Below are 14,608 nucleotides of genomic sequence, written 5' to 3' on the forward strand. Positions count from 1 at the left end.
GACGTCAACATGCGCACAGCGCTGCCCGTACTTCTCGCCACGCTCTTCATGACCGGCTGCAGTATCAAGCAGACCGTAACCCCCGCCAGCCTTTCGGCTGAGCTCTCGCCCGAGATCTGCACGATACCTGCTGTCGGGCTGCGCTCCGGCTTCAACACCACCTATCAACAACTGCTTCGAGACAAGGGTTTCAAGACTCGCCAGCTCGCCGCAGGCAGTAGCCCCTCTCGTTGCGCTCTCGCCACGACCTATACAGGAACCTGGCGCTGGGATCTGCTGCTTTATATGAGCTATGCCGATATTCGCGTCTACGAGAACGGTCGCCAGGTTGGCCAGGCGGAGTATGACGCTCGCTGGGGCGGCGGCCGGCCAGACAAGTTCATCAGTGCCGAAGACAAGATCGCCGAACTGACCGATCAACTCTTTCCCAACGGCGCCCATGGTCTCGGGGCCGTTGCAGAGAAAATGCTCGACGCACCGCTGAGCAAAGACGCCTATCGTCAGCATCAGCTCGAGCTGCTTATGCGCGAGAACCTTCCATACGATCAATACCAGCAGCGCTACCGCGAGCTGATGCAGGAATGACTGAAGCACATCGTAGCCAGCAGCCAGCCGACCCGCTTGGGCTCGCAACCGGACGAAGCACCTGAACCTTCGAAGAGGCCGGCCCCTCGAATCTTCGTAGACCCGTCAATTATCAGGAGCAGTCGTATGCATGTTCAGGTCAATAGCAACCACATTCCCGGCAGCGTAGAGCTGCACGAGTGGGTCGGCACGACCGTGGAGGATCGCCTGGAACGGTTTGACGATTTCCTCACCCGCATCGAGGTGCATATCAGCGACGAGAACGCGCAGAAGGCCGGCGCCGACGACAAGCGCTGCCAGATCGAGGCGCGGCCGAAAGGCCATCAGGCGGTTTCCGTAACGCACAAGGCCGAGTCGATGCAGCTGGCGGTCGATGGTGCCGCCGAGAAGATGCACCATGCCCTCGAGCATCTGATGGGCAAGCTGGACAGTCGGGTCCTGTCTGGCGGTGAATTGAATGACCCCCTGCGTGACGAGTCGCCACAGGCCGTCAAGGATGCGATGCTCGAAGAGGAGTTCTTGGAAAAGCAGGACGAGCTCGACAAGTGATCCTGTCGCCCCGGCTGCGCGCCGGGGCGTTTGCACCAGCTTCATTCTCTTTCTATCCCCCTGCTGCTGCCCTGCGCCTTGGCGGCCGGCCCCGTGTATCCGGTAGTCAGATGCAGATCATCCTCGTGCGGCACGGTAGACCCGATCACGGCGCAGCGCGCTGGAGCACGCCGGTCGGCATGAAGACCTGGGTCGAGCGCTACAACGCGGCGGAGGTCGTCGCCGCCGAACGCCCGGACAGTCTGGTCGCGCTGGCAGGCTCGGTTGGCATCGTGGTCTGCAGCTCCTTGCAGCGTTGCATCGAATCGCGCTCGCATCTGGGATGCGACTGCTGTGAACGGCCCGATCCGCTGTTCGCCGAGGCGCACCTGCCTTATCCGGACTGGGGCCTGCCGCTGTTGCCGTCGCGCTTCTGGCGCCTGGTGTTTCGCACCGCCTGGTTTCTCGGCTTTGCCAGCCATACCGAGCACATCCGCGAGTCCATCAGGCGTGCCAGCGCAGCAGCAGAGCGTTTGATCGAACTGGCCGAGGCCAATGAAAGCGTGCTGCTGATGGGGCACAAGATCATGAATGCGCTGATCGCCCGGCAACTTCGACAGCGCGGCTGGCGTGGTCCCGCGCTGCCGCTGCTCAGCGGCTACTGGCAGCCGAGTCGCTACAGCAGAGGCTAACGCCAGCTCCGATCACACCTTCCCATACACGTGTTCCACCTGCCTTCGGTCATTTGGCAACCGCTTTGGTTTGCTAGATGAAACGTTTCAGCTACCTTGAGCAGGAGTCATAACAACAAAGGGAACCCCAATGACCCGTTTGCAGCTTCTCCTCGGCCTGGGCATCTGCCTGGCCACCCCTGCCATGGCCTGGGAACAGGTGCTGATCGACCACGACAAGCCGGCGAAGAACTGGCGCATCACCAGCGAAGAGCTGGGCATCGACGCGCCGAAGCCATTCTCGGTCAGCATGCGTACCTTGCATGGCGGCCGGCAGGAAGGCGTCAGCCTGATCGAGATCGACAACGGCAGCATGCGCATGACCGTTGTACCCACACGCGGCATGAACGTGCTGGAAGCGGTGGCCGGCAAGGTCCGCCTGGGCTGGGATTCGCCGGTGGATGAAGTGGTCAACCCGGCCTTTATCGAGCTCAACGGGCGCGGCGGTCTGGGCTGGCTCGAAGGTTTCAACGAACTGGTCACCCGTTGCGGCTTCGAGTGGGTCGGCCACCCCGGCGAGGACAACGGCGAACTGCTCACGCTGCATGGTCGTGCGGCGAACATTCCGGCCTCGCGGGTGGTGCTGCAGATCGACGAGAAGCCGCCCTATGCCATTCGCCTGCGTGGCGAGCTGCAGGAGAAGGCCTTCAAGAAACTCGACTTCGCCATCCTCACCGAGCTCAGCACCGAGCCCGGTCGCAGCGGATTCTCGTTGCACGACACGCTGACCAATCAGGGCGACTACGCAAAGGAATACCAGGTGCTGTATCACACCAATTTCGGCACGCCGCTGCTGGAGGAGGGCGCGCGCTTCGTGGCGCCGGTCAAGCAGGTCTCACCGTTCAATCCCCGCGCGGCGAAGGAGCTGGGCGACTGGCAGCGCTACCGTGGTCCGACCAGGGACTACGACGAGACGGTGTTCAACGTGGTGCCCTATGCGGACGAACAGGGTCGGACCCTGACCATGCTGCACAACCGCGCCGGCAATCTCGGCGTCAGTGTCGGCTTCAATACCGCCGAACTGCCGGTGTTCTCGCTGTGGAAGAACACCGATACCGAGAAGCAGGGCTACGTGACCGGCCTCGAACCGGGTACCAGCTTTTCCTACAACCGCCGCTATCAACGGCCGTTGGGGCTGGTGCCGAAGATCGAGCCGGGCGAGCAGAAGCACTTTCGCGTGAGTTATGAGCTGCTGGCCGATAGCGCCGCGGTCGACGCCGCGCGCAAACGGATTGAAGCGGTACAGGCCGGTCGCGAGACTGAAATTCGTGACGAGCCGCTGGTTGACCTGACCAGGGACTAATACGGCTGCTGGCGACGTGTTGCGAGTGCTGCAGATTGTCGCCACGATGCATCGTCGATCCGCTGCGTCACCTGCTATGAGGGCTCTATGCCGGGCCTTGCAGGGCGACTGCGAGTCGCGGCTGGGGTCTGAAAGTTTCCGCTTTTTGCCGCTATAGCAAAAGGCTTACAAGAGGCGGCGGCGTTCGACCCTTTTGCCGATCACGGCATGTAATTAATAATCTACACCCACTCTGAAGCGCAGGAAGCGCTCAGGATCAGGAAGATCGACCATCGCCAGGACGGCACTCGAAGGGAATTCGGAACGGTCAGAAAAACCCGCCTCGGCGGGTTTTTGCTTTTCCGCGCTGCATCGACTGCAGCGCTCGCCATAGCGAAAGGCTTACACGCAGCTCAGCCATTGGCGCTTTGTCTGCGCCACGGCGCAGCTTAATCTTTGCCCGTCTCTGAAGCGCAGGACGCGCTCAGGATCAAGGAGGATCGACCATCGCCAGGACGGCAACCGGAAGGATTCGGAATGGTCAGAAAAAACCCGCTACGGCGGGTTTTTTGTTGCCTGCGCAAAACGCGCCATCAGCACGCAGCGTGGTGCTTTTTCAGCGGCTCGGGATGGCGCTCGACAAAATCAGGCCTCGTCGAGCAGGCTGCGGATCTTGACCAGCAGGTCCGCGGCTTTGAACGGCTTGAGTACCAGCTCCATGCGTTCATCGACGAAGCCCTCGCGACTGGATGCTTTTTCCGCATAACCGGTCATCAGCACCACCGGTAGCGTTGGCCGCGAGCGCCGCACCCTCTCGGCCAGCTGCTGCCCGGACAGGCGCGGCAGGCCGACGTCGGTCAGCAGCAGATCGATGGACGGATCGGCCTCCAGCAGTGCCTGGGCGGTTTCCACATCGCCGGCCTGGCTACAGCGATAACCCGCCTCGATGAGCGTCTCGGCGATCAGCATGCGCACGCTGGGCATGTCTTCCACCACCAGCACGTGCTCATGGCCGGCCAGACGCGCCGAATCATCCGGCGCCGCGCTGGGTGCCAGACTCGTTTCGCCGTCGGCGGCCGGCAGCAGCAGCGTCACGTCCGTACCGACGCCCAGGGTGCTGCGAATGTGCGCATCGCCGCCCGACTGCAGGGCGAAACCATAGATGCTCGACAGCCCCAGACCGGTACCGCGGCCCTGGGGTTTGGTGGTGAAGAAGGGATCGAACACCTTGTCCAGCACGGCGGGATCGATGCCCGTGCCATCGTCGCTGACGCACAGGCCGATGTAACGGCCGGCGGCCAGCTCAGGGTGCTGGCTGGCGTCGGTGGAAAAGGTCCGAATGCCGATGTGGCCGCCTTCGGGCAGGGCGTCGCGGGCATTGATCACCAGGTTGAGCAGCGAGCTCTCGAACTGGCTGACATCCACCCGCGCCACGGCCGGCCCCTCGGTGAAGTCGAAGCTCAGGGTGATGCGCTCGCCGATGGTGCGCCGCAACAAATCCTCCAGCGAGCGGATGCGCTCGTTGATGTCCAGCGCGCGGGCGTCCAGCGGCTGCTTGCGGGCGAACGCCAGCAGACGATTGGTGAGCGACGCGGCACTGCGCGCCGAACTCAGTGCGGCGTCGGCGAAGCGCAGCACGCTGTCGCCGCGGCCTTCGATGATGCGCTGTTTCATCAGCTCGATGCCGGTGATGATGCCGGTGAGCAGGTTGTTGAAGTCGTGGGCGATGCCACCGGTCAGCTTGCCCAGGGCATCCATCTTCTGCGCCTGCAGCAGCTGCTCTTCGGTACGCGCGCGCTCGGCCACCTCATGGGCCAGCTGGCTGGTGGTGGTCGCGATCTCCTGCCGCTGGGCGCGCTCACGGTGGCGCTGCTCGGTGACGTCCTCGACGAACACCAGGCCCAGCCCCTGAGTGCGATAGGGCGAGATCTGCCATTCGGTCTCCCGCGTTTCGCCGTTGACGCGCATCGCCAGGGACGTGCGCCAGCGGTTGCCGGCCTGTAGCTGGGTGCGCAGCTCGTCCAGCACGGCGTCCTGACCGGGGAGGACGCAGTCGGCCAGCGGAGCTGAACAGGTGCCGATCAGGCGCTCGAAGGCATGGTTGCATTCGTGCAGCTGCAGCTGGGCGTCGAGTACCGCGATGGGCGCCGCGACGTGAATGAATATCTCGCGGAAGCGCGCCTCGCTATCGCGCAGGGCGCGCTCGGTGTCGCGCACGCGCAGCAGCGTGCGCAAGGTCGCCAGCAGCACATCCGGGTCGACCGGGTGGATCAGGTAGGCGTCGCCGCCGGCGTCGAGACCGGTGATGATGTCGCCGGTCTCGATGGATGCCGCGGACACGTGAATCAGCGGCAGCAGTGCGGTATTCGGATCGGCGCGCAGCTGACGCGCGATGTCGAAACCGCTCATGTCCGGCAGGTTGACGTCGAGCACCAGGGCATCCGGCATGGCGCTGGCGAGCAGCGCCAGCCCTTCGCTACCGGTGCCGGCCTCCAGCACCTGATAGCCGTGGCGCTCCAGGACCCGACGCATCGCGTAACGCGTAGTGGCGTTGTCATCGACGATCAACAGGCGGCTTTCACGCTCCATCGCTTCCCTCCGCCTCGATGCTGAACGGGATGATCACGTAGAACTCCGAGCCCTTGCCCGGTTCGCTCTCCAGCCCGACCCGCCCGCCGAGCAAGGCGGCGAAGCGCTTGCACAGGGCAAGCCCCAGACCCGTGCCACGCAGGCGCTTCTGCAGCGGCGAATCGACCTGGGAGAAGTCCTCGAACAGGCGATCATGCAGCTCGGCGGCGATGCCGATGCCGGTATCGGTAACGGCGAACCGTACCTGCTGCGGATTTTCCATCCGTGCCGAGACCCGGACCTCGCCGTGCGGGGTGAACTTCAGCGCGTTGGAAATGAAGTTGCGCAGGATCTGCGCGAGCTTCTTGTCGTCGGTGTAGAAGCGCGGCAGCCCCTGCGGCTCTTCGAAGATGAGATCCACCTGAGAGCCTTCGACGATCGGCCGGAACATGCCGCGCAGCGCGGAGAACAGGTCGAGCATGTCGAACCAGGCCGGGGAAATGCTGACACGGCCTGCTTCGATCTTCGCCAGATCGAGCAGGTCATCGACCATTTCGCTCAGCTCATTGGCCGCCGAGCTGACGAAACGTACCTGCTTGTGCTGTTCCGGGCTCAACGGGCCGTCCAGTTCGTCGCTGAGCAGGCGCGTGATGCTGAGAATCGAGCCCAGCGGCGTGCGGAACTCGTGACTCATGTACGACAGAAAGCGGCTTTTCAGGTCCGAGGCCTGGCGTAGTTGCTCGGCCTGGGTGTCCAGCTCGGCATACAGCGCCAGGACACCTTGATTGGTTTCTTCGAGCTCGGCGCGCAGCGACTCGTTATCGCGGCGCAGGTGCTCGATGAGGCCGGCGTCGCCGGACCCGGGGGATGTCGGATCAGCCACGAGGAGCCTCCAGATTGAGTGCCAGCACGGTCACGTCGTCGCGGCCGCGACAGAAGTCCCGATGCAGCAGTGCGGCGATGATGGCTGGGTGTCGATGAACCAGCCCTGGATAGTCGCGCAGATTCCAGCGGGTTTGCAGACCATCGCTGAAGAGCACCAGTAGTCGCGCCTCGCCCAACGGGTAGTCGAAGACGTGCGCCTTGCGAAAGCGCACACCGACGATGCCTGGGTGCGAGGCCAGGCCACGCGAGCCGCCGCTAGCGATCAGGCTGGCGCCGATATTGCCAACCCCGGCGAAATTCAGCGTCTGCCGCTCGCCGTCGAAATGCGCGATGGCCGCGGCGCCACCGCGGGTGCCGATCATTGCCTGGTGCATGTGGCTGAACAGCGTGAACGGCGAATCCAGCGGGGTTTCGGCAAAGGCCAAGGCGCCTGCCTCGGCGGCCTGCTGAGCAAGCTCGCCATGGCCGATGCCATCGATGAGCAGGGCACTGCAACGCTGTCCATCGAAGGCCAGCTGCCAGGCATCGCCGCAGGTGGTTTCACCCGGGTAGGGATGCTGGCTGACGCCGTAACACCACGGCGGCGGTTGCACGCCGCGGGGAAACAGCTGTGCCAGCACCACCGAGCCGCGCGCGTCGGAGTAGACGTCGAAGACCTGGGCCTGACGCGCCAGCGCGCCGAGCCCGATGCCCTGGGTGCCGTGGGTGGAAAAGCCGTCGGTCAGGCATTGGTCGAGTTCGAAGCCGGGGCCGCGGTCGACCGCAATGATCTCGACCCCGTGCCCTTCTCGTCCATGCACGATACGCAGGTGCAGCTCGCCGCACCCGGCGTGCTTGAGCAGGTTGCTAGCCAGTTCGGTCGCGAGCAAGGCGACGCGTCCTGCATCGGTGACATCGAAGCCCTGCTGTTCGGCCAGCCGCTGGGCGACCCGACGGGCATGGCCGATCTGGCTGTTGTCTTCGATCAGCAGGACCTGAGTGACGCTGCCCGGAACGTTCATGTCCACCGCGTGATGGTGATTCGGGTGCCCACGCCGACCGTGCTGTCGAGTTCGAACTCGTCCACCAGCCGCTTGGCGCCGGTCAGCCCCAGGCCGAGTCCGCTGCCGGACGTCCAGCCGTCGGTCATGGCCAGCTTGATGTCGGCGATGCCCGGCCCTTCGTCGCGGAAGGTCAGGCGTACGCCGACCCGCGTGCCGTCCTCGATCAGCTGCCAGTCCATGTCGCCACCGCCGCCGTAGACCACGGTGTTGCGCGCCAGCTCGCTGACCGCAGTGACCAGCTTGGTCTGGTCGATCAGGCGCATGGCACATTCCTGGGTCAGCTTGCGCACGGTCTGCCGGGCCAGCACGACATCCTGTTCGAGGCGCACCGGCTGGCTGCCGCTGCTGCGCACGATCATTGCGCAGCCACGCGGGCGCGCAGCAACTGCATGCCACGCTCGACATTCAGCGCGGTGCTCACGCCGGGCAGTTCGAGACCAAGCTCGACCAGGGTGATGGCCACGGCGGGCTGCATGCCCACCACCACGGTTTCGGCATCCATGATTCGCGACAGGCCGGAGATATTGGCGATCATGCGGCCGATGAAGGAGTCGACCATGTCCAGCGCGGAGATGTCGATCAGCACGGCCTTTGCCGAAGTTGCGCTGATGCGCTCGGCCAGGTCGTCCTGCAGGGTCAGGGCCAGCTGGTCATGCATGTCGACCTGGATGGTGACGAGCAGGAACTCGCCCATCCGCAAAATAGGGATTCGGTCCATCAGGCAGTCCTGGTGACGGTGAGACCGGAGCGGCGCAGGGCCAGGGCGAGGGCGTCGGCCAGGCTGGCCTTGGTGACGATGCCCTGCAGGTCGAGCCCGAGGTGGACGATGGTCTGCGCGATCTGCGGACGTACGCCGCTGATGATGCAGTCGGCGCCCATCAGACGGATGGCGGTGACCGTCTTCAGCAGGTGCTGGGCGACGAGGGTGTCGACGGTGGGCACGCCGGTGATGTCGATGATGGCGATTTCCGAACCGGTGTCGACGATGCGTTGCAGCAGCGATTCCATCACGACCTGTGTGCGCTGTGAGTCGAGGGTGCCGATCATCGGCAGGGCAAGTACGCCGTCCCACAGCTTGACCACCGGGGTCGACAGCTCCAGCAGCTCTTCCTGCTGGCGCTTGATCACCTCTTCGCGGGATTTCTGGAAGGTGCGCACGGTGTATAGACCCAGGCTGTCGATCAGCTCGGACACGGCCCACAGTTGCTCGGCGAACACCGCCGGTTCATTGGCATATTCGCTCTGCAGCAGGGTCATCAGCGGACGCTTGATGGCGAAGAGGAAGCCGGCGGTCTGCTGCGAATCCATTCCCAGCAGCGCACGGCTGCGCGACAGCTTTTCCAGATAAAGGCGCATGCCGTCCCAGGTCGGGCCGTTGACGTCGGCAGAGCCGTCCGCCGTTGCGCTGATGAGTTGGCGGATCAGGTCGATGGTCTGCTGGGTCAGCTCTTCCGGCTTGACGTTGTGGTAGCCGCCAAGGCTCTGCAGATCGGATTTCCAGCTGCTCAGCAGCTCGGCTTGGTTGCGGGTGATGGTGTCCAGGGTACGTTGCAGCAGGGCCGCCATAGGTGTAGCTCCAGATTTGCTTGGTCGTCCATGTTCACCATGGCGCGTAACAGGAATAGATGTCCGCTGTGCGGCGATGTTCCGCGAACGCGGCTCAGTCATCTGCGTTTGGGGTGGAAACCCGACGAAAACGCTGGGGAATACTAGCAAATAGGCATAGGACAGGGGTGCACGAATCGTCGCGCGTGATTCGCCGCTTAGCCTGGCGCTACGCCGTCGATCTGTTCGATCAGCCATTGCAGCGCCGCATCATTCTGCCGTTGCGCCACGCTGACGATGTCCAGCTCGAAGGGGCCGAGCTCGAACGGCAGGTCGAACAGTCGCAGCGGCAGCAGGTCGGCGAAATGGCGGGCCAGCTGCGTCGGCAGCACCGCCGCGAGGTCGCTGCTGGCGACGATATGGGCGGCTTGCAGGTAGTTCGGCGTGGTGTAGACGACCTCGCGGGCTAGGCCTTGGCCCTCCAGCCACTGGTCGACCATGCCGCGGGTCTGGCCGCCATGCACCCAGAGATGGCGCAGGCGCAGGAAGGCTTGCAGGTCGAGGCCGTCCGTCACCAGTGGATGATCCCGGCGCACCGCCACCTGCAGCGTTTCGCTGGCCCAGTGGCGCACATGGAAGCGCGATGGCACGTCGAGGAAGCGTCCCAGCACCAAGTCGACTTCGCCATTGTCCAGCGCCTCGGTGGGCAGGCTGGGTGTCAGGTGCTGGATCGCCAGCCGAATGCCCGGCGCCCGCTCGGCCAGGCGCCGCATCAGTGCCGGCATGCAGATCAATTCGACGTAGTCGGTCACGGCGATGCGAAAACGCTGCTGGCTGCACGCCGGATCGAAGGCCTCGCCGGCGATCAGGCTGTGTTCGATCTGCTGCAGCGCATGACGGATTGGCGCCTCCAGCGCCAGGGCTCGCGGCGTCGGTTGCATGGCCCGGCCGACGCGCACCAGCAGCGGGTCGTCGAGCAGTTCGCGCAGGCGACCCAGTGCATTGCTCACCGCCGGCTGGCTGAGGGACAGGCGCTCGGCGGCTCGGGAGACGTTGCGCTCGCGCAGCAGGGCGTCGAGCACGCGAAGCAGATTGAGGTCGAAGTTGTAGATATTCACTTGATGAATCCGAAACATCACAAGACTAAATTTCAAAAATAGTAGCGTCATCGTCTATGGTTGGTCTCCACTTTTTCCGCCTGCGACGAGGACCGTTCACATGAGCCAATCCCGCTTCGATATCCAGACCGCCGCCGTGATTGGTGCCGGCACCATGGGCCGCGGCATCGTCATGAGCCTGGCCAATGCCGGTGTGCAGGTGCTGTGGCTGGACAACAATCCCGAGATGCTCGAGCAGGCGCTGGGCGTGGTGGCTGACACCTACGCACACAATGTGCGTCAGGGGCGGATCGACGAGGCCGAAGCGGCGGCGCGCCGGGCCCGCATCGCCAAGGCGGCGGATTACCCGGCGCTGGCCGACGTGGATCTGGTGATCGAGGCGGTCTACGAGAACCTCGAACTCAAGCAGAAGATCTTCCGCGAGCTGGACGGCATCGTGAAACCGACCGGCATCCTCGCCAGCAACACCTCGGCGCTGGATATCGATGCCATCGCCGCGGTCACCAAGCGCCCGGAGCAGGTAGTAGGCCTGCACTTCTTCAGCCCGGCGCACATCATGAAGCTGCTGGAAATCGTCCGCGGGGCTAAGACTGCGCCAGCAGTGCTCGAGGCTGCCACGGCCCTCGGCAAGCGCATGGGCAAGGTCAGCGTGATCGCCGGCAACTGCTCGGGCTTCATCGGCAACCGCATGCTCGCCACCTACGTGCGCGAGGCGCGGATGATGCTGCTCGAAGGTGCGTATCCGCATCAGGTGGACGCCGCGCTGCAGGGCTTCGGCTTCGCCATGGGCCCGTTCCGCATGTATGACGTGGTGGGCATCGACCTGGAATGGCGCGCCCGCGAGCTGGCCGGCAAGGGCCAGGACGAGGCCGAGGTGCAGGTGGATAACCGTCTCTGCGAACTGGGCCGCTTCGGCCAGAAGTCGCGCATGGGCTACTACCGCTACGCCGAGGGCAGCCGCCAGGCCGAGCACGACCCGGAAGTGGATGCGCTGGTGCAGCGCGAGTCCGAGCGCCTCGGCTATGAGCGCCGCGAGATCGGCCCGGAGGAGGTTCTCGAGCGCTGCCTGCTGGCGCTAGTCAATGAGGGCGCCAAGATTCTCGAGGAGGGCATGGCCGAGTCCAGCGCCGATATCGACACCGTCTATCTCTACGGTTACGGCTTCCCGGCCGAAGTCGGTGGGCCGATGACCTGGGCCGACCGTCAGGGTCTGCCGGCCATTCGTGATCGTCTGAACGCATTGGCCGAGCGCCACGGCGAGCACTGGCAGCCGGCCGAGCTGATCGACAGCCTGGCCGCTATTGGCGGGCGCTTCGCCGACTACAAGAAGGAGGCTTGAGCATGGAATACAAGGCCCCCCTGCGTGACATGCGCTTCGTACTGCACGAGCTGTTCGACGCCACCGGCCATTGCGAATTGCTCGGCAACGGCCTGGACCGCGAGCTGATCGACGGTGTGCTGGAAGAAGCTGCGCGCTACACCGGCGGCGAGATCGCGCCGCTCAATCGCAACAGCGACGAAGAGGGCGTGACCCTGGAAAACGGCGAAGTGCGCACGCCGCAGGGCTTCGTCGAGGCCTACAAGCAGTACGTCGACAACGGCTGGGCGAGCATGACCGGGCCGACCGAATACGGCGGCCAGGGCTTCCCACAGCTGGTGGCATGCAACTTCCACGAGATGCTGATGGGCGCGTCGCTGTCCTTTCGCATCTACTCGGGCCTGACCGAGGGCGCGGTGCTGGCGCTGTACAAGCACGGCAGCGATGAACTGAAGAACGCCTATCTGGAGAAGCTGGTCAGCGGCAGTTGGAGCGGCACCATGTGCCTGACCGAGCCACAGGCCGGCACCGACCTCGCCCTGCTGCGCACCAAGGCCGAACCGCAGGCGGACGGCAGCTACAAGGTCAGTGGCAGCAAGATCTTCATCTCCGGCGGCGAGCACGACATGAGCGAGAACATCGTGCATCTGGTGCTGGCGCGCCTGCCGGATGCGCCGGCCGGGGTGAAGGGCATCAGCCTGCTGCTGGTGCCCAAGTTCATCGCCAATGCCAACGGCACGCCGGGGGCGCGCAATGCGCTGTCCTGCGGCGCCATCGAGCACAAGATGGGCATCAAGGGCGCGGCGACCTGCGTGATGAACTTCGACGGCGCCACCGGCTGGATCGTCGGCGAGCCCAACCAGGGCCTGGCGTGCATGTTCACCATGATGAACGACGCGCGTTTCCAGGTCGGCTTGCAGGGACTTGGTATTGCCGAACAGGCGTATCAGGGCTCGCTGGCCTATGCCCGTGAGCGCTTGCAGTCTCGTGGGTTGGCCGGCGCGCAGCATCCTGACAGGCCAGCCGACCCGATCATCGTGCACCCCGACGTGCGCCGCATGCTGCTGACGCAAAAGACGCTGGTCGAAGGCAGCCGCATGCTGGCGGCCTACTGCGCCCGCCAGCTGGACCTCGAGCATGGCCATCCCGAGCCGAGCTACCGCAAGGCGGCGAGCAAGCGCGCTGCGCTGCTGATCCCCATCGTCAAGGCGTTCTTCACCGATATGGGTCAGGAGGTGGCGAGCCTCGGCGTGCAGGTCTATGGCGGCCACGGCTATATCCGAGAATGGGGCATGGAACAGCTGATGCGCGACAGCCGCATCACCCAGCTCTACGAGGGCACCAACGGCATTCAGGCGCTGGATTACATCCGTCGCAAGCTGCTCGGTGACGGCGGCGCGGAACTGTCGGCGCTGCAGGCGGAATTCAGCGAGATTTGCGACCAGCAGATCGATCGCCCGGCGCTGCACGAACTGGCCAGCAAGGTGCAGGCACGCATCGGCGAATGGCGCGAGCTGACGGCCGAGATCATTGCTGCCACCGGTCGCGATCCCCAGGAGGTCGGCGCGGTGTCGGTGGATTTCCTGCAGTACTCGGCCTATGTCTTGTTGGCCGGTCTCTGGCTGCAGGCCGCGGCGCGTGCACAGGATGCGCTGGAGCAGGGCGCTGGTGAGGAGGCTTTCTATCAGGCCAAGCTGGCCAGTGCGGATTTCTATCTGCGCCGTGTGTTACCGCGGGCGAGTGCGCATCGGGAAGCCATTCAGGGTGGCGCGGATTGTCTGATGGCGCTGCCGGAAAGCGACTTCGCGTTTTGAGCTAATCGATCACAGGAGGCACCGATGCATCCGTTCAGCTTTGCCACAACCGCTCAATTGATCTGCGAGCCTGGCTCGTCGCGCCGGCTGGCCAGCCTCTGCAAGGAGCGTGGGGCGCGCTCGGTGCTGGTCGTGACCGACCCGGGCATCACCCGTTTCGGCCTGCTCGACGAAGTCCTGCCGGGCTTCGAGACGGAAGGGCTGCAGGTCGCGGTTTACGATCAGGTCGTTGCCGATCCGCCGGAAAACATCGTGATGGCTGCAGTCGAGCAGGCGAAAGCGTGCGGTGCCGATCTGGTGATCGGCTTCGGCGGCGGCAGCTCGATGGATGTGGCCAAGCTGGTGGCATTGCTGGCCCATCCTGATTGCGCGCAATCGCTGCAGGACATCTATGGCGTCGGCAATGCCCGCGGCCTGCGCCTGCCGTTGATCCAGGTGCCGACCACCGCCGGCACCGGTTCGGAAGTCACGCAGATCGCCATCATCACCACCGGTGAGACGACCAAGATGGGCGTGGTCTCACCCCTGCTGCTGCCGGACCTGGCGCTGCTCGACGCCGACCTCACCCTCGGCTTGCCACCGGCGGTGACCGCGGCCACGGGTATCGACGCCATGGTGCATGCCATCGAGGCCTACACCAGCGCGCTGAAGAAGAACCCCATGTCCGACCTGCTGGCCCGCGAGGCGCTGCGCCTCTTGGCGGCCAATCTGGACGAGGCGGTGCACAACGGCAGCAACCGCGAGGCGCGCCAGGCCATGCTGCTGGGCGCCTGCCTGGCCGGGCAGGCGTTCGCCAATGCGCCGGTCGCCGCCGTGCACGCGCTGGCCTATCCGCTGGGAGGCAATTTCCACATTCCGCACGGGCTGTCGAACGCCCTGGTGCTGCCGCAGGTGCTGCGCTTCAACGTCAGCGCGGCGGCCACGCACTATGGCGAACTGGCGCCGATCATTCTCGGCGAGCGCCTGCGCACGGATGATCCGTCCACCTACGCCGAGCAGCTGATCGAGGAGTTCGAGCAGATGAGCGCCCGCCTCGGCTTGCCGACCCGCCTGCGCGACGCTGGCGTGCCGGAGGACATGCTGCCGCAGCTGGCGAAGGAGGCGATGCTGCAGCAGCGGCTGCTGGTCAACAATCCGCGCGAGGTCAGCGAGGCCGATGCGCTGGCGATCTATCAGGCTGCCTACTGAGCC

General features: G+C 64.8%; 14 protein-coding genes. 7 read left to right on the forward strand and 7 right to left on the reverse strand.

Annotation, left to right across the window (positions count from 1 at the left end):
• The first annotated feature begins 9 nt into the window (after positions 1–9).
• From OUY36_RS01925 to OUY36_RS01940, 4 genes are all read left to right on the forward strand, one after another.
• Positions 10–585, forward strand: a complete 576-nt coding sequence (locus tag OUY36_RS01925) for an Sbal_3080 family lipoprotein (RefSeq protein ID WP_267938257.1) — start codon at positions 10–12, stop codon at positions 583–585.
• Between the two features lie 126 nt (positions 586–711).
• Positions 712–1,134, forward strand: a complete 423-nt coding sequence (locus tag OUY36_RS01930) for an HPF/RaiA family ribosome-associated protein (protein WP_017244747.1) — start codon at positions 712–714, stop codon at positions 1,132–1,134.
• Between the two features lie 110 nt (positions 1,135–1,244).
• Entirely contained in the window at positions 1,245–1,805 is a 561-nt protein-coding gene (locus OUY36_RS01935) for a fructose-2,6-bisphosphatase (protein ID WP_208217283.1), read from the forward strand.
• 130 nt (positions 1,806–1,935) lie between these two features.
• A complete protein-coding gene (locus OUY36_RS01940; RefSeq protein WP_267936509.1) occupies positions 1,936–3,147 on the forward strand; it encodes an aldose 1-epimerase family protein in 1,212 nt (403 codons plus the stop codon).
• A 624-nt stretch (positions 3,148–3,771) separates the two neighbouring features.
• On the opposite strand, the gene OUY36_RS01945 is transcribed toward OUY36_RS01940, so the two are convergent.
• The 7 genes from OUY36_RS01945 to OUY36_RS01975 form a co-directional block, all read right to left on the reverse strand.
• Positions 3,772–5,715 carry a response regulator gene (locus tag OUY36_RS01945; protein WP_267936511.1) on the reverse strand — a complete coding sequence of 648 codons (1,944 nt, stop codon included), beginning with the start codon at positions 5,713–5,715 and terminating at the stop codon, positions 3,772–3,774.
• Positions 5,705–6,577, reverse strand: coding sequence for a sensor histidine kinase (locus tag OUY36_RS01950; RefSeq protein ID WP_267936513.1), 873 nt, complete (start codon positions 6,575–6,577; stop codon positions 5,705–5,707). Before OUY36_RS01950 ends, OUY36_RS01945 begins: the two co-directional genes overlap by 11 nt.
• A complete protein-coding gene (locus OUY36_RS01955; protein WP_230726247.1) occupies positions 6,570–7,580 on the reverse strand; it encodes an ATP-binding SpoIIE family protein phosphatase in 1,011 nt (336 codons plus the stop codon). Before OUY36_RS01955 ends, OUY36_RS01950 begins: the two co-directional genes overlap by 8 nt.
• Positions 7,577–7,981 (reverse strand): ATP-binding protein, encoded by a 405-nt coding sequence (locus tag OUY36_RS01960; RefSeq protein WP_015278624.1) that lies wholly within the window; start codon positions 7,979–7,981, stop codon positions 7,577–7,579. Before OUY36_RS01960 ends, OUY36_RS01955 begins: the two co-directional genes overlap by 4 nt.
• The gene (locus OUY36_RS01965; RefSeq protein WP_063541602.1) at positions 7,978–8,340 is read right to left on the reverse strand and encodes an STAS domain-containing protein; all 363 of its coding nucleotides are present in this window, start codon (positions 8,338–8,340) and stop codon (positions 7,978–7,980) included. The genes OUY36_RS01960 and OUY36_RS01965 overlap by 4 nt, the downstream gene beginning before the upstream one ends.
• The gene (locus OUY36_RS01970; protein WP_063541604.1) at positions 8,340–9,188 is read right to left on the reverse strand and encodes an STAS domain-containing protein; all 849 of its coding nucleotides are present in this window, start codon (positions 9,186–9,188) and stop codon (positions 8,340–8,342) included. The genes OUY36_RS01965 and OUY36_RS01970 overlap by 1 nt, the downstream gene beginning before the upstream one ends.
• A gap of 197 nt (positions 9,189–9,385) precedes the next feature.
• A complete protein-coding gene (locus tag OUY36_RS01975; protein WP_063541666.1) occupies positions 9,386–10,285 on the reverse strand; it encodes a LysR family transcriptional regulator in 900 nt (299 codons plus the stop codon).
• 100 nt (positions 10,286–10,385) lie between these two features.
• Here OUY36_RS01975 and OUY36_RS01980 point away from each other — a divergent pair, with 100 nt between their 5' ends.
• The 3 genes from OUY36_RS01980 to OUY36_RS01990 are packed head-to-tail and all read left to right on the forward strand — an operon-like array spanning position 10,386 to position 14,605.
• On the forward strand, positions 10,386–11,624 hold the full coding sequence (locus OUY36_RS01980; protein ID WP_267936517.1) for a 3-hydroxyacyl-CoA dehydrogenase: 1,239 nt from the start codon (positions 10,386–10,388) through the stop codon (positions 11,622–11,624).
• Positions 11,625–11,626: 2 nt separating this feature from the next.
• Positions 11,627–13,417 carry an acyl-CoA dehydrogenase C-terminal domain-containing protein gene (locus OUY36_RS01985; RefSeq protein ID WP_156245413.1) on the forward strand — a complete coding sequence of 597 codons (1,791 nt, stop codon included), beginning with the start codon at positions 11,627–11,629 and terminating at the stop codon, positions 13,415–13,417.
• 24 nt (positions 13,418–13,441) lie between these two features.
• A complete protein-coding gene (locus OUY36_RS01990; protein ID WP_267936520.1) occupies positions 13,442–14,605 on the forward strand; it encodes an iron-containing alcohol dehydrogenase in 1,164 nt (387 codons plus the stop codon).
• The last annotated feature ends 3 nt before the right edge of the window (positions 14,606–14,608 follow it).

Source organism: Stutzerimonas sp. R40042 (assembly GCF_026642215.1).
Lineage (GTDB): Bacteria > Pseudomonadota > Gammaproteobacteria > Pseudomonadales > Pseudomonadaceae > Stutzerimonas > Stutzerimonas frequens.